This is a genomic window from Sphingobium xenophagum (assembly GCF_031457465.1).
GTDB classification, from domain to species: domain Bacteria; phylum Pseudomonadota; class Alphaproteobacteria; order Sphingomonadales; family Sphingomonadaceae; genus Sphingobium; species Sphingobium xenophagum_A.
In genome coordinates, this window is sequence record NZ_JAVDWV010000034.1 from 1 (window position 1) to 16,552 (window position 16,552).

Here is a 16,552-nt window from a genome sequence, read left to right on the forward strand (position 1 = left end):
AGCGGCCTTCGTGGTACAGGACGGGCACGTATAACTCTCCCGATCGTATGAAGCCGGGGCAGCCTCATTTTTGATGATCGTCTGCCCCTCTCTAGCACATTTGATGATCGCGAACAGGCAATGTGCTTCCATCAAATTGCATTGATGACGAAAGTCGATCATCAAACCCGAAGCCATCCGAGCAGGGATGTGCCGCCATCGCTTCTGCGGTCGACCCATGCACGAACCCGCTGCGCGGGAGGGTCGCGTGGGGCGTCGTAGTGCTGTAAATAGGGGCCTTTGGCGGGGCGAGGTCGCCGTCTGAGGTTGGAAGTTCCTTCAACGAAGAGGAACTTGCCATGACTGTCTCGATCAATACTGCTCCGATCAGCCCACTGCGTCAGCGGATGCAGCACGACATGATGATGCGAGGTCTTGGGCCCCATACACAGAAGGATTATATCCGCCATGTGAAGCGTCTGGCCGCCTTTCTGGGCCGCCCGCCCGATACGGCAACGGAAGAGGATCTGCGCAGCTTTCAGTTAATGCAGCATGAGAGCGGCGTCAGGCCGAGCACGATCAACGGCGCGGTGTCGGCGCTGCGCTTCCTGTTCACGACCACGCTCAAGCGGCGGGACCTGTCGCGCGCACTGGTGATCACCCGTAACGTGTCCCGACTACCGCAAGTGCTGAGCGTCGAAGAGGCCGCGCAGTTGCTCCAGGCGGCGGCGAGTATCAAGTATAAGGCGGCGTTGGGCGTGGCCTACGGAGCGGGCCTGCGGGTGTCGGAGGTCGCTCACCTCAAGGTCGACGATATCGACAGCCAGCGTATGCTGATCCGTATCGAACAGGGCAAGGGCGGCAAGGACCGTAACGCCATGCTTTCGCCGCAACTGCTCGAACTGCTGCGGATGTGGTGGCGCGAGGGCAGGAAGCACGGTGTCCTGATCCCACATGGCTGGCTGTTCCCAGGCCAGAATATCACCGATCCAATATCGACGCGGCAACTGCACCGCGCCGTTCAGGAGGCTGCCGAGGTGGCGGGGATCCGCAAACGCGTCAGCCCACACACCCTGCGTCACTCCTTCGCAACGCATCTCCTGGAACAGAATGTCGATATCCGCGTGATCCAGGTCCTGCTTGGCCACAGCAAACTCGAGACGACGGCTCTCTATACCAAGGTCTCCACCCGAACGATCCACGCCGTATCGGGCCCGCTCGACACGCTGATGGCGTTGATGGAGGGGAAGGTGCCCGCCGGTTGAGCCGGTGCGATCCAACCTGGAGGTCGCCGACATTTTCCAGTCCGCCGGGCCTGCTTACCGGATAGCGCATGCCGGTCATCTCAGCCTGCACCAGCTCAAGGTGATGTCCGCGGTCGAACATTGCCGCACCGCTGCTCTGGGCGGTCATGTCGAGGCCTGCGAGGACTGCGGGCATTGGCGGATCGCCTATAATAGCTGCCGGAACCGGCACTGCCCCAAGTGCCAGGGCGCCGCCGCGCGCACCTGGCTGGCCGAGCGCGAGGCCGACCTGCTGCCGGTCGGCTACTTTCATGTCGTGTTCACGCTTCCGGCCCAGATCGCCAACATCGCATGGCAGAACAAGACGCTGGTCTATGATCTGCTGTTCCGGGCAGCGTCAGAGACGATGATGACCATTGCCGCCGATCCCAAGCCTCTGGGTGCCCGGATCGGCATCACGGCGGTGCTCCATACATGGGGATCAGCCATGATCGTGCCAGGCGGGGGCATCGCACACGACGGGACGCGCTGGATATCCTCGCGTCCCGCCTTCCTCCTGCCGGTACGTGTTCTGGGAAAGCTGTTCCGCCGCCTCTTCCTCTCCCGGCTCATCGCCCTTCACGATGCAGGGCGGCTCAACTTCTTTGGAGCCATGAGCGATCTGGCCGACCGCCGGACCTTCCTGCGGCACCTGGCACCGGTGCGGCAAAAGCGCTGGGTTGTGTACGCAAAACCACCCTTTGCTGGTCCCGAGGCAGTGCTCGCCTATCTGTCGCGCTATACCCACCGGGTCGCCATCTCGAACCGGCGGTTGATCAGCTTCGACCAGAACGGCGTCACACTCCGCTACAAGGATTATCGGCGCGACGGCGCTGAACGCCACCAGATCATGACCCTGACCGCCGACGAGTTTATCCGCCGCTTCCTGCTGCATGTCCTGCCGCGTGGCTTCCATCGCATCCGACACTACGGCCTGCTCGCCAGCGCAGCGCGCAGGGATAATCTCGCGCTCGCCCGCAGGCTGCTGGCCGTTCCGTCTGAGCCGGAGGTGCCGACGCCTGATGCTCCGCTCGACACCTGCTCACCATGCCCGTGTTGCGGCGGGCGCGTGGTCGTCATCGAGACCTTCGCGCGCTGGTGTCAGCCTCGATCACCGCCACCGTTGCTCCTGCCGATCCGGGAGTTCGCGTCATGACCCGGCATGATCAACCTGCAACAATGGCCCTGCGCCCCGCGCTGTGGCCAGGGACAAGGCTTGTGCCTGCCATCGGCTATCCCGACTTCGAACCCCGGCAGCGTCACGGCGAAACCCGCCGACATATACCTAAAGCACCTCAACGCCGACTGCGCCGTCAGCATCGCGCGTCAATCGACGCCTCCGCTCCACTCGACCAAACCAGCCCAAAGCTTAAATCCCCATAGGTCATCCTGCTGGGCCCGCGGGTTCCTGCATGGGAGGCTTTCGTACGCAAGCGTCCGAAACCCTTCACCTTGTGAGACATTCAAGCGTGATTTTTTGTTTCTCGCCTGCGGACAGTCCGGTTTCCGGTACTGGTCGACAAACTCACGCCATTCCACGTTGCGCCATGGACCGCAGTTAACACCGAAACCTACCACTGTCCGGTCACACTGCCACACGCCATTTTGACCTCTTCGGGTTTTACTGGAATCCGCCTGCATCAGGCCAAAACCCTTACTTCCATCGATGTGAGCATGATACGAATTTTGTGCAAACTGTGTGAAAACCCAGTCTGTTCGATTTTCATGTTTGCGCATAGTATACAGTTAGCGCTTTCTGGGTCTAATTTGCTACCACTCCCCAATCTGCCGGTTCAAACCATACAACTACGCATCGATCCATAGATAGCCGTCATCGCCTTTGTCATCGCGCTCCAAACGCGCTATCCAATGCAAATGAGGGGGATCACACAACAAAGCGCCGTGCCGGGCAAATGTGACACACCTGTATTGGCGCGGGCGCGAGAACTGTTTGGCAACGTCGTTCGGGGCAAAGGGCACATTTGCTCGACAGCAGCCGATCTGGCAGACCGTATCGAACAGCATTTATCCTCTACGATTACCACGACTGACAACCTGACCGAAACGTTGATTGCCAGCCGCTATAAGGTTGGCCGGCGGGTCGCTCGTCAAGTCAGCCGGGTCATGCAACATCGGGGCATCATGGAGCCACGCCGGGGCGGCAATGGGATGGGTGGATTATGGGCGGTCGTTCCCGACCCCGATGCCATCGTGTCCGCCCTTCATGCCGAAATCGACGATTGCGACTCGATGGTCGCAGCAAAGGAGGCGGTGGTCTGGCTGGCGCCAACGCTGACGTTGCAGATTGATGCATCGACCGAGCTGGTCAGGCGCCTTCTGGGCCACATGTCGGCCGCCAGTCGGGACACGCGCCTGCTCCATACCCGTTCCACCCAGGCGGAATGGGTCGCATCCTGCATTGTTTCTGATGCAGAGGGGCATAGCGCGCCCGGTGCCTATCTTGGCTCACTCGCGGCCATCGCCGAGCGTTATGGCATCAGCCTTGAAGTCGCGGTCGAAGCGGTCAGAATATTGGAGGATCACCAGCAGGTTGTTTTGAAGCGCGGGCGGCAGGGAGGTGTCTTCCTGGCAGGACCGCGCCAGAGCAAGGCGCTGCACATGACTAATGCCTTTCTGGCGGGCCATCATGCGTCGCCAAAACGATGCCGTCTTCTTCTGGATGCGGTCAATTATGCGATGATTGAACTGGCCTGCCAACGTCGGGATGATCAGGGCGTGTTACGGGTTCAGCAATCTTTCAAATCCATGGAGCAGGCGCGTAATCCGACTGCATTGGGCACGGCCTGGTATTCCTTCATCCGCGACATTGCGGATCTGGCAGGCAACCCCATCCTGCATTTCACCGCGCGCGCGCTCGCCGGCTCCATCCTTCTACGCCGCGTCAGCAGCGCCGAGTTGCCCGACGCGGCAGCGCGCGAATTGTTCGATGCCAGCCGCCTGATCATGGACAACATCGTCAGCCATAGCGACAGCGGCAACAAGGAAGCGCATCTGCGCTGCCAGTTCGCCCTGGAAAATTACTGGTGACGTTTAACCTGTGATGTTGAGCCGTTTAGCATAAGACATGTCGAACAGCGTCACGCCAACCGGACAAGAGACGGTTCCGCTCGGTCATTGCCATCGTGGGAACGAAATGACGGTCCAGCGGCACCCGTGATGTGGCGTCGGGCAAAGCGCTCCAAATCCCAGCCCCCGTTCCCGCAAGAAATGCCGCGCCGAGCGCCGTAGTTTCGATGTTGGCCGGGCGTAGGATAGACATGTCGAGGATGTCGGCCAGAAACTGACACAGCCAGTCATTCACCACCATCCCGCCATCGACCTTAAGCGCGTCAAATGTCAGGCCGCTATCGAGCGTCATCGCGTTCAACAGGTCGGCGGCCTGATAAGCGACGCATTCCAGCGCGGCGCGAACGATATGCTCTGGCCCCGTCCCGAACGTCATCCCTGTCAGCACGGCCCGTGCCGTCGGGTTCCAATGGGGCGCACCCAATCCGACGAATGCGGGAACCAGATAGACCCCTGCATTGTCTGGCAGCGAGCGCGCCATGACTTCCGTTTCGGCCGACGAAGCGACGAGGCCGAGCTTGTCCCGCGTCCATTTGACGCCCGCCCCTGCGACGAAAAAGGCGCCCTCCATGGCGTAATGGGCGGCGCCCGCCGAATAGCAGGCGACAGTGGCCAGCATACGATGTTCGGAATGGCAGATATGCGATCCGGTATTTTGCATGGCAAATCCCCCGGTCCCCAGGGTGATCTTGGCGTCCCCTCGCCCCAGACAGCCCTGGCCGATCAAGGCGGCCTGCTGATCACCCACCATGCCCGTGACAGGTAGCGACACGCCCAGGACATGGCGCTCGGACATGCCAAAGAGAGCATCATTTTCGCGCACTTGGGGTAGAATCTGCATTGGGATGGCGAACATGCGGCACAGTTCCGGGCACCAGGCCATCTTGCCGATGTCAAATAGCAGCGTGCGCGATGCATTGGTGGCGTCGGTCGCATGGACCTTTCCCCCGGTCAGTCGCCACAGCAGGAAGCAGTCAATGGTGCCGAAGGCCAGACGTCCGCGTTCCGCCAGATCACGCGCCGAGGGGATGGTGTCGAGCAGCCAGGCGAGCTTGCTGGCGGTAAAATAGGAGTCGAGCAGCAGACCAGTCTTGTTCCTGACATCCGGCTCCAGCCCATCATCTATGAACCGCTGGCACCAGTCCGCTCCGCGCCTGTCCTGCCAGACTATAGCGGGGTGGATTGGTTGTCCGCTTTCCCGGTCCCACAGCACGCAGGTTTCACGCTGGTTGGCGATACCGATGGCGGCGACATCCAGCCCCAAGCCTACCGCTTTATCCAGAGCGTCGCGCGCAGTCGACACGACATCGCGCCAGATCGCTTCGGGGTCATGTTCCACCCAGCCTGCGGCGGGATAGGATTGGACGAGTTCGACACGAAAAGCAGCGCGCACGGCCGTCGCTTCGTCGATCAGCAAGGACCGGGTCGACGTGGTACCCTGATCAATCGCGAGCACGGCTTTCATGCTGCATCCCCCTTATTGTCGGCTATCCAAACGGCAAGAGCTTCCGTCTCCACCGACGTAAATAACAGGCCCAATTTCGTTCGGCGCCACAGGATATCGTCCGCCGTACTGGCCCATTCGCGCGTCATCAGATGGTCAACCTCATATTGGGTCAGCCCATGGCCAAAATGGCGGCCGCAATCATTCAGCGTGCGCGCGTCTTTCAAAATATCGAAGCAGGTCATGCCATAGCATCGCACAAGCCGTTCGCTCCACGCCTCGGTCAGAAACGGATATCGATCCCGCACCTGCGTCATGAGGGCATTGGCCCCTTCCATCGGGAAATCTCCGCCGGGCAGCGGCGCGCTGTCGGTCCAGCCGGTCGTGGACAGGCCGAGAAGGCGCTGCGCCAGGAGAGCAAGCGCGCTGTCGGCAAGATGGCGGTAGGTGGTCAATTTACCGCCAAACACGCTCAGCAACGGCGCGCCATCGGCTTCTGGCGACAGGTCAAGCCGATAGCCGCGCGTCGCGGCCTCCGGTCGGCCCGACCCGTCATCCACCAGCGGGCGCACGCCTGCAAAGCTCCAAACAACGTCGGACGGCTTGATCTGCAGGGCGAAATATCGGTTCGCGCCTTCGCACAGATAGGCGATTTCGTCCGAATCCGCACGGATATCCGAAAGCGGGCCGGTATGATCGACATCGGTCGTGCCGATCAGGGTGAAATCGCGCTCATAGGGAATGGCAAAGAAGATGCGCCCGTCCGGCAGCTGGAAAAAGTAGGAAAAGTCATGGTCGAACAGGCGTGGAACGACGATATGAGAACCACGCACAAGCCGCATGCGTAACCCATCGCTCGTCACTTTAGCGAGGCCAAGCACATCGAGCACGGCCGGTCCGGCTGCATTCACAACAGCCCTGGCATGGAATGTCTGCCCGCCCGTTGCGCTCACGCGCCATCCCGTTTTCATCCGTATCAAACCGGTTGCCGCCGTGCGTGGTAGGATGCGTGCGCCCCGGTCAGCGGCATCACGCAGGTTGAGCAGCACCATGCGTGCATCGTCCACCCAGCAGTCCGAATAGGCAAAGCCGGTGCGAAAGCCGGGTTTCAGGGGTTTACCTGCAACATGCTTCCGCAGGTCGAGCGTCCGCGTGGCCGACAAGCGCTTGCGTCCACCAATATGGTCGTAGAGGAACAGTCCAAGTCGCAAGAGCCAGCGCGGGCGCAACCCCTTTTGATAGGGCAGCACGAACCGCATCGGCCATACGATGTGGGGTGCGATAGACCAGAGCCGCTCCCGCTCGGCCAGCGACTCCCGCACCAGGCCAAATTCATGATGTTCCAAATAGCGTAGGCCACCATGGATCAGTTTCGTGGAGGCAGAGGATGTCCCCCGCGCAATATCGCCCGCCTCCAGCACGACGACGCGCAAGCCACGCCCGGCCGCATCGCGCGCAATCCCAGCACCATTGATGCCCCCACCGATGACCAAAAGATCACAATCCGTTTCATGCCGCATGTCAGATCTCGTTCACCCTTATGGCTCTGCCGCACGTCTGGCGCGACAGCCGCCTTTCTATCTCAGCAATCCCGTTCGAGACATCTAGCGCGCCTAACCCCGATCCGTCTCGACCACCCGCACGCCTTCACGCGCACATATGGCGGCCAGATCGCGATCCACGAGCCTATCGGTCACGAACGTGTCGATATTGGCCATGGTCGCAAACCGCACTGGCGCATGACGTGCCAGTTTCGATGAATCCGCGACCAGAATAACGTGCCGAGCGCTGGCGACGATCGACTGTGACACTTTGATCTCGTCAATGTCGAAATCCAGCAGGCTCCCGCTTTTGTCGATCGCGCTGGCCCCGATGATGGCATAATCGACCTTGAAGGCGCTCAGAAAATCCACTGCCAGCGGGCCGATGATGGCACGATCCTCCGAGCGCAGACGCCCACCAGCGACGATGACATCGACGCCTTTTGAATCGGCAAGGATTTCGGCCACGTTCAAATTATTGGTCACAGCCATCAGCCTTTGATGCCGGACCAGGTGCGATGCCACGGCTTCCGTCGTCGTACCGATATTGATGAACACGGAGACGGCGGCGGGCACCAACGCCGCCGCCGCTGCACCGATACGGCCTTTTGCATCGGATGCGATGGCCTGGCGGGATTGATAGCCGATGTTATCCAGCGTCGATCGCAGTACCGCCCCGCCACGCACCCGGCTAATCAAACCCTGTTGATCCAGCATCCGCAGGTCGCCCCGGATCGTCTGCGGTGTCACGCCCAGATGATGGGCCAGCGCCTCCACTTTCACGCTGCCTAGAGCATGGAGTTGCTCCACCAGCTTGACGTGACGGATGGCAGCGAGATCGCGCAGGGCATCGCTGTCCGCCGGTGTTGCCTTTGCCGGGTCTGGCACCATCTTCTGTTTGCTATGCACCTCAGTATGCCCAGGTAGCGCGAACATGGTCGGCGATACGACGATAGACCTGCGCGACCATGTCGGGGGCTGCATCCCGAAGATTATAGCCATGGTCGACACCGGCTATGTCGATATGTTCGATAAGGCATCCCGCTTTTGCCAACCGCTGGGCATAGGCACTGGCTTCGTCGCGCAGGACGTCCAGTTCTGCGGTTATGACGACCGCTGGTGCAACGCGCTGCAGTTGCAGATCGGTCGCACCAATCAGCGGGGATGCGCCCGCCTCCGATCGTAGGGCGGCGTCGGGCGTGTAGGCAGCGTTGAACAGACGGGCCAAAGCGGGTGGGATGAGCGGCTTGGCGGCGCGCCCCTTTTTGTCCGCCGGATCCGTGACAAGGTCGAGCGGCGGATAATGCAGTATCTGCCGCTCGATAGGATGGATGCCACCGTCCGCCGCCAGAAGGCACAGCGCCGCCGCCAGGCCGCCGCCGGCGCTCTGGCCGCCGACGGTCATCCGTGTGCCGTCCCAACCGCCTTCTGCACCGCTGGTCGCAGCCCAGTTGGCGAGTTCAAAGGCTTGCTGCACGGCAGCGGGATAGCGGAACTGCGGAGCCAGAACATAATCGATATTGAGGACGTACACTCCCGCCTGATCGGCAAGGAAGGCGCAAAAAGGGTCATCCTGCTGCAAATGCCCCATCACATAGCCGCCGCCGTGAAAGTTCAGATGTACGGCTGTTGTCGAGGTGGGGTTTGGCGGCGCGTAGACATCGACACGCGCGGGGCCGTGGCGCGTTGGCACATGGATTACATGCACTCTTCGCGGAATAGACGTAAAACATAGAGATTTGGGCACCACCGTGATGCGCGGCGCGATGAAAGCCTGCATAAGGCGCGCGCCAATGTCGTGAAATATTGCCACAATCTGTCCCTATGCCCGGCCGTCATTCGACTTCGTAAAAGCGGATCGCAACGCGCCGGACTTTGCCATCGCTATCTGGAAGAGGGGTGATGACGGAGGTAAATACGGCCTTGTTCAACCAGTCATATTTCCCGGTCGGCGAGGTAAAGACAGGGGTCGCCCGCAAATATGGCCCCTGCTTGCCCGCCCGATCACACGCCAGGCCGACGTTGCGCACATGGATCAAGGTGGCGTCATCGGTGCGCAGGAAATAGTCGGCGACAATTTCCGTGCAACCATCGGCCCTGACCAATTGCCAATCCGCGCCGCCGGGAACGACCTCACCCCGCAATTGCGGCCCGGCAAAGCTGCCACCGGTCAGGCCAATAAGATTGCCAGCCCCACGGGGACCGGGACCAGCCGGTTCAGGGTCAGCCAGGTCCACCAGTTCCTCAAACACGAAGCGAAGCGGCGGTGCGGCTGGGCCGGGGTTGGTCGCAGCCTGAGCCGTTCCCAGGGATCCAGCGCTCGATACCATCATGAGCGCCAATGCGGCGATCCTGGTCATAGTCATACTCCGATTGGCTGGGTTGCGGTGAGCGTCCATGTCAGGAACAGTCCGGCAGCAATACCACCTGGCAATGTGGACCCTGTAAAGCGCTGCGAAAAGACACCCAGAATAGCGACAAACAGCAGCAAGACGGCGAAATTGATAGCTGGAATGACCAGCAATCCCTGTTGCGGCAGCAGAAGCTGCCCGGTCGCCGCCAGCGTGCCATATTGCGCCGCCAGAAACAGGACAAAGCCGCCGGACAAGGCCAAAGCTGCTTCTCCCAGTGCGGAGACGAGGCTGCCCTTCATCAGCGGGCGGATGTCATCCAGCAATCGCAGCGATGTCGCGCAGGACAGGATGAAGAAGGGTGCATAGACCAGAAAATCGCGCGCCCGGTCCATCGTTAGCGGTCGGATGGTGACGATCCACCAGGATGGATTGACGTGGAACAGCCGACCCATCGCGAAAATCAACAGATAGGCCGGGATCAGCGCGAGCAAGGCCATCCCCAAAGCCCGCGCGACGCCGTCTGTCCAAACCAAAGCATGGCGGCGACGAAGCACGGCAAGCGACAGCAGGGAGCATAGGAACGCCCAGCCCGCATATTGGTTGGAGAAGGTCTGACGAAACAGGCTATTCTGGCCCAGCATGGCCTCCACGGCCATACAAGCAGGGATGTAGAGCAGGGCCGGAACAACCGCGAGCAACGCAATGTCGCGCCCGCTGGTCGTCGTGGGGATCCCATCGTTGGCCAGCGGCCTCACCCGCGCGAACGCTACGCCAGCGGCGGCGAGAAAACCCGCGATCGACAGAGGGATCATGATGAGCGCCAGCAGATTGCCTGCTTCCCGCCAATACCAGACCTGACGGTCCGCTGGAATCGTGCGGCCGCCGCGCAACGTCTGTCCGAACCAGTCGATGGCGGGCGTGATGCCTGTGGCGGATTGGTGCAGCCAGGCATGGGAGACAGACGGCGTCAGCAGCTTGCGCGCCGTCCCCTCTTCGATCCGGCCATAGAGTTGGCCTGCAACGACGGGCGCAGTTCCCGTTCCAAAGGTCGTACGCGCCTTTTCCGTCGCGCCCGTGCGTAAGGGCGCTTCTGCCCCCCACATCAGCCCGCCAAATTCGTCGCGGGTGCCAAAAACGACCAGCAGATTGCGCGGAAAGGTGCGCGTTCCGGCTGGAGCGAAGGGCGCACCTACGCTCGATCCTTCCAGGACCAGGGACTTATAGCCGTTGGGATAGGCCTTGGCAGCGGCCAGGACCGCCCATCCGCCCATGCTATGCCCTTCCAGGCCGATATTGTCCCGGTCCACAAAAGGCAGGCTGCGCAAATAGGCGAGCGCATCCGGCCCCCCGAACCCGTCGGCGAAACTGGTGGGGTCGCTGCCCCCATGGCCGCGCTGATCAGGTGCCAGCACGACATAGCCGCGTCGCGCAAATTCCGTGGCGAAGTTCGCCTGTATTTCGGCATTGTTGAGATAGCCATGCACGGCGAGAATGGCGGGTGCCTTATGCAGCGCCGTCGCCCCGGCCGGGCGGAACAGAAGGGCGCGCATCTGCGCACCCTTCGCCCCCGAAAAATGGACTTGCTGGACATCGACGTCCAAGCTGCCCTGAATTTTTGCCGACAAGAGCATGCTACCAAACGCCATCAGCAGCGCACAAATGCCCAGGAAAAGCCCTGCCTTTCGCTTATCCATGGTCAGAACTTCACCTGGAAATCGATACCGTAGCGGCGGGGGTAAGGCACGGTTCCGAACCGCAGCATGGTGTTGGTTTCGATCCCGACACCGGCGAGCGTCGAATTATTGCTCAAATTCTTGCCCCACAGGCCAAGATTATAGCGACCTTCCTCAAACGCCAGGCCTGCCCGTGCATTATATTCCTGAAACGCCGGGGTGACGCCCAGGCTGAACGGAAAAACCTTGTCATTATAGGCCGTGAAGAACTGCTTGCTCTTATGCACCATGTCGCCATGCAGGGTCAGTTCAACCGCGCTGCTCAACGGCACCGTATAGTCCGCCGCCAAGTTCATCGTGAATTTCGGCGCTTCAATCAAACGGTTGCCCGCCAGATCCACGCCGGTCAGCGTCAGTGTGGTGTATGTGGCATCCAGCAGGCCCATGCCGGCTGACAATCTGATCTTCGGCGTAATGGCCGCAGTGATTTCCGCTTCCAGCCCATTGATCCGTGACCGCCCTGCATTGACCAGCGCCTGGTTGATGATCGACACCGAATTGATGAACTGCTGATCCTTAAAGATATAGTGGAAGGCCGACAGGTTGAGCGTCAAACGACGATCAAACAGACGCGTCTTGAGCCCGGCTTCATAGGCGTCGAGAAATTCCGGCTTGGCGATATTGAGATCACCGGGGAAGACTACCGCGCCACCGTTGAACCCGCCGCTGCGATAGCCGCGTGCAAATTGGGCATAGGCCATGACATCCCGCGAGAATTTGTAGCGCAGGCCGACACGTCCACTGGGCTGCGTTTCCTTATAAACCTGCGTGGTCAACGGGATACCGAGGCCCGGAATATTCACGATCGACTGGAAATCGGCCATGGTCGTCTTGTCATGAGTCATGCGGAAACCGGCATAGGCGCTCAATTCCGGTGAAAACTCGTATGTTCCGTCGATATAGCCCGCATAGGAGGTGCGCGTTTGAAAATAGGTCTGGCGCGCATTAAACGCGCCGTCGAACTGCGACACGTTGAACAGGTTATCGAGCGTATCGCGGAAATAATAGAGACCCGCGATGACATTAAACGGTCCGTCAAACTGTGTGGTCAGCCGGAGATCCTGCGAATATTCCTTCGTTTTCGCGCGGAAATCGAGCGCGAGCAGATTGGCAGCGCTCCCGTCGCCATCCACTTCGTTCAGGAAATAGCCTTTGAGATAGGAGGAAATGGATGTGAGCGCGACCGAACCCAAATCCTTTTTCATCGTCAGCGAGATGCCGTCGCCGCGCACACGGATTTGACCGTCCCGATCATAATAGCCCTCACGCGCGCCCAGCCTGCGTCCAGTGACCGGATCGATACGCGGATCAAAACCGAACGCATTTGTATTACCGGGCAGATAGCCCGTTACGTTCGTGCCAACCGCTTCGGGTGAGCTGCGCGTGTAGCTGTAGCGCAATGTCGCCTCGAACCCGGCATCATCCTTATATTTCATTGCGACGCGAAAGGCTGTCTTGTCGAGATTGGACTTGTCCCGCCCGCCCGGCCGCAAATTCTTGACGAAACCATCGCTCTGGTTCGTGTTGAAGGAAAAGCGCACGGCCAGCTTATCGTCGATGATCTGGGTATTGGCGGCCCCTTGCAGGGCGACATAGTTATAATTGCCATATTCGCCTGAGAGATAACCCGACGTAGCAAATTCCGGTGCCCGCGTGACATAGCTGACTGCGCCGCCCACCGTTTCCTTGCCAAACAAGGTTCCCTGAGGGCCGCGCAGCACCTCTACCCGGTCCATATCGTAGAGTTGCGCTCCGCCCAGGAAAGACGCCCGGACGAAAACTTCATCATAGAAAATGCCGGTGGGGGATGACGCATTGAGGTCGAACGCCGACTGGGAAATGCCGCGAACCGAAAATTTCGGCTGATCTTCGTTACCAAGGACGCTGACCGACAAATTGGGGGTTTGGCGAGCCAATTCGGTCCCGCTACGCATCTGGAGCGTGCCCAACGACGATCCCGACACTGCCGTGATGGCGATGGGGACATCTTGAACATTTTCGGAACGTTTCTGAGCGGTGACGATGATATCACCCGGCATCGGGCCAAGCGACGCGCTATCTGCTGCTTGCTGTTGCGCCTGGGCGGCCGTGACACCCATGGCCATGCTCAACCCTGCGACGGTGCAAAGCAAAATGTGGCGAACATTCACCTTCTCTCTCCCTGTTATCCGACGGCTATCCAAGCCACGTTGTTGTTCGCGCGTTTTCGAAGTTTTTCGTTTCTTTAAATAGTGGTCTATTTGATGACTGAACGCAGAGCGCCGCAAAGCTTTGATTTTGGATGAAGAATCGAACCAATTTTGCTTTCGCCCTGTCCACAAAAAGGAGCAGGAGCATGAGAAAGCTCCGGTTTATCGCGGCGCAGATCATCGGGACTATCAAGGAGTAGGAGTCAGGGCTGCCGATGGTGGGAATTTATCGGAAGCAGGGACTGAGCACTGCGACATTTTACAAGCTGAGGGGCAAATACAGCGACATGGAAGTATCCAATGCCCGCCGGTTGCGCCAGATTGACGATGAGGAAGGTAGGGGTTCGGGCGAGGTTAGACGGGCCATGTATGGCGCTGACCTTCGCACCGGCGAGCATCCTAGGCGTGGTCCTGCTACCCGTCATTATAGGGCTCCGCACTGGGCGCACGCTGGTCCTGTGGATTCTCGGGCTGATACTTTTGGTTTGCGCGCTATCAAAGCCACTCGCACTCGCGGCTGAATCACACAATCTGGCCGCCGTGGTGGGAACCAGCACACTGGCGATGCTCCGCCAGGGTTTCATAGTGACATTGGTCGCAGCGCTAGTCGAATCGGTAACGCCGTGTCCGATGCACGCACGGATGGCTCTCCGTTCGGTGTGTGACTAGAACAGCGCACCCAGTCCAGTCGTCGCGCCGAATGGCTTTCCAACCCACCGCCTTCTCGACTACGCGCTTGTCGCTTACCCCAGCATCGAAATAGGTGTGACAAGGCTATGCAAAAAAAATGTGAACCATCGGCGCGTAAATGTCGGCTTTAGCGAAGTCCGTTCCCGGAAGCCGTCATTCCGGTAAGAAAATGTCCCAATCCTTGCCGAGAAACACCTGATTGCATGTGATCCTTGAACCTGTAAAACAGAGTTTCTATCATGCACCCTCATGCCTGCGCGGTCACCAGTTCGCCAAGGAAATTGGCAAAGGGTCTGATGTCACCGGCTGCGCTTGCCTGCTCGAGCGCGGCCATATAGTCGGCGCGTCGATTTACGGGGATGATCGTCCAGGGATAGCCGCCCGACGCCAACATCATATTCATGAGGAAGCCGCCCATGCGGCCATTCCCATCAATGTAAGGGTGGATGTAAATGAAGATGAAATGCCCCAGCACGACCCGTACCGCAGTCTCATCTTCGGCGCGCAGCAATTCGAACAGCGCAGCCATTGCGTCGCGGGCGGCATTCGCCCGCATCGGTACATGACGAGATCCGCGGATAAACACCGGCGCATTGCGATAGCCCGCAAGATCGCTTGCTCGCGCAAGGCCTGCCACAACGCTGGGCGCGAAGAGCGCGCGATACCAGGCGGGATGATCTTCATCAGCCACCGTTCCCGCGTTATCGCCGCCTAGCACGCGCGCGAGGCTTTGCTCGACGGCCTGAAACGCTTTCCAATAGCCGCGCGCTGCCAGTGCGTCGCGGTGCGCACGATCGGCCTCTTCGCCATCGGGGTTCCAGTCGCCACCACGTACGCGCTCGATCAGATCGCGGCTGACGCGATAGCCTTCAATCGATAGCGAATGATAGGCGTCGTTGACGTAATTTTCCTCGACGCGGGCAAGATAAGATGCGGGATCCGTAATTCCCGGAGCGGCGGGGAAAACCTCAAGGATGTGTTCGCGCATATCTTGCCACATCAGGCGAACACGATGGGCGGCCGGCGATGGATCGCGCGGCAAGGGAGCTGCTAGATTTGCGGCGAACGGATCAGTTTCCCGAACGACATAGCCGGCCGATTTCATGGTGGCGACGATTTCTTCCGCGATCCGATCCCGGCCAATGTTACGGAATGCGCCTGCCAAGCGGCCTGCTATGACCGAATGCCCACCTTCGAGCAGGCGCTCCAGCAGAGCCGATCCATCGCGCTGGGTCGCAAGGGCCGTGCGCGCATCGGTGGGACGGTTGGTGAAGAACTGCCCGGTAACGGCAATCAGGGCCGCGTCGATGCTGAAGAGACGAAGCCCGTCATCGTCGACCATCCGGTCCCTTACGGGGGGAAGCGCAAGGTTGGTATCGATCAAGGACGTATGATGGATAAGTTCGGTGGGGCGGTTGCGGCCGCCCGGTGCACGCACCAGCAATTGCGGTGGTACCGTACGGTTGCCGGTCGCGAGCAGCAGCGATTGATCGGGTGCGAGGATCCACTGATCCTCGAACCGCTCGGTCAGATATTCGGTGCAGAATCCCCAGAAGCTGGCGAACCAGGCCGTACTTTCTCCTAGCGGTTCATCGGGCCGCGAAGGAATATACCATCCGCGCATGACCTCTTTGAGAAAACCGGCCGTTATGAGGCGTTCGCGATAGGTCCTGCTGATATCGGCGGACCGAATGGCAACGCGGCCGCGCGTTTGCAGGCGTTCAAGGACATCTAGCGCGTCAGCGAGTTTCTGGGCGGGAGTAGCCATATGGCACTTGTATCATGTTTCGCTAAAAATGCTGCATAACATTTCGCTTTTAGAGGCTTTCTAAAAATCGCTTTTAATGTGTTTTCCAGATTCGCTTTTGACGCAAGGACAGCGCTGCCTTCAGTTGAGATCGGGACGATGTCGGATGGATCAGGCTGGGCGACGATCGCATTACCAGGATGATAGCGGGCTGCACGCCTATCGCCGACAAGGCGTAGCCGACCGGCATCGACCAGAGCCCGAAGAAGATATTAGAAGGTCCGACGGACACCGGGAGTAGCGAGAGCGCTGGTAATCTGCGCCGCTGACGCACCATCCGGCCTTTGCGCCATGGCCGCCTCGATCGATTGTAGATCAGCTTGAGGTATCGGTCGTGCCACATCACTTCCTTAGGTCGTGTTGACAAAAGGGGTTCCCAAACGGGCCTCGTTCTGATTCAAGAGTGCTTTTTGGGGAGCAGTCATGGGTCGCGGGGACTTGTCGG

General features: G+C 59.9%; 11 protein-coding genes. 3 read left to right on the plus strand and 8 right to left on the minus strand.

Annotated features, from left to right (window positions below):
* Positions 1–338: 338 nt before the first annotated feature.
* The 3 genes from J2W40_RS20075 to J2W40_RS20085 all read left to right on the plus strand — a co-directional run bounded on the left by J2W40_RS20075 (position 339) and on the right by J2W40_RS20085 (position 4,310).
* Complete coding sequence (locus tag J2W40_RS20075; RefSeq protein WP_310227733.1) at positions 339–1,244, plus strand: tyrosine-type recombinase/integrase; 906 nt, start codon at positions 339–341, stop codon at positions 1,242–1,244.
* Between the two features lie 4 nt (positions 1,245–1,248).
* Complete coding sequence (locus J2W40_RS20080; protein ID WP_310227734.1) at positions 1,249–2,418, plus strand: IS91 family transposase; 1,170 nt, start codon at positions 1,249–1,251, stop codon at positions 2,416–2,418.
* Between the two features lie 968 nt (positions 2,419–3,386).
* Positions 3,387–4,310, plus strand: coding sequence for a FadR/GntR family transcriptional regulator (locus J2W40_RS20085; RefSeq protein ID WP_310227735.1), 924 nt, complete (start codon positions 3,387–3,389; stop codon positions 4,308–4,310).
* Positions 4,311–4,335: 25 nt separating this feature from the next.
* On the opposite strand, the gene glpK is transcribed toward J2W40_RS20085, so the two are convergent.
* The 8 genes from glpK to J2W40_RS20130 form a co-directional block, all read right to left on the minus strand.
* Entirely contained in the window at positions 4,336–5,814 is a 1,479-nt protein-coding gene (glpK, locus tag J2W40_RS20090) for a glycerol kinase GlpK (RefSeq protein WP_310227736.1), read from the minus strand.
* A complete protein-coding gene (locus J2W40_RS20095) occupies positions 5,811–7,313 on the minus strand; it encodes a glycerol-3-phosphate dehydrogenase (protein WP_310227737.1) in 1,503 nt (500 codons plus the stop codon). Before J2W40_RS20095 ends, glpK begins: the two co-directional genes overlap by 4 nt.
* A 93-nt stretch (positions 7,314–7,406) precedes the next feature.
* Positions 7,407–8,243 carry a DeoR/GlpR family DNA-binding transcription regulator gene (locus J2W40_RS20100; protein ID WP_310227738.1) on the minus strand — a complete coding sequence of 279 codons (837 nt, stop codon included), beginning with the start codon at positions 8,241–8,243 and terminating at the stop codon, positions 7,407–7,409.
* A gap of 1 nt (position 8,244) precedes the next feature.
* A complete protein-coding gene (locus J2W40_RS20105) occupies positions 8,245–9,114 on the minus strand; it encodes an alpha/beta hydrolase fold domain-containing protein (RefSeq protein WP_310227739.1) in 870 nt (289 codons plus the stop codon).
* A gap of 55 nt (positions 9,115–9,169) precedes the next feature.
* Complete coding sequence (locus J2W40_RS20110; protein WP_310227740.1) at positions 9,170–9,694, minus strand: DUF3237 domain-containing protein; 525 nt, start codon at positions 9,692–9,694, stop codon at positions 9,170–9,172.
* Positions 9,695–9,696: 2 nt separating this feature from the next.
* Positions 9,697–11,382, minus strand: coding sequence for an alpha/beta hydrolase family protein (locus J2W40_RS20115; RefSeq protein WP_310227741.1), 1,686 nt, complete (start codon positions 11,380–11,382; stop codon positions 9,697–9,699).
* A 2-nt stretch (positions 11,383–11,384) separates the two neighbouring features.
* Positions 11,385–13,526 carry a TonB-dependent receptor gene (locus tag J2W40_RS20120; RefSeq protein ID WP_310227742.1) on the minus strand — a complete coding sequence of 714 codons (2,142 nt, stop codon included), beginning with the start codon at positions 13,524–13,526 and terminating at the stop codon, positions 11,385–11,387.
* Between the two features lie 1,021 nt (positions 13,527–14,547).
* The gene (locus J2W40_RS20130) at positions 14,548–16,068 is read right to left on the minus strand and encodes a Fic family protein (RefSeq protein WP_310227743.1); all 1,521 of its coding nucleotides are present in this window, start codon (positions 16,066–16,068) and stop codon (positions 14,548–14,550) included.
* Positions 16,069–16,552: the final 484 nt, after the last annotated feature.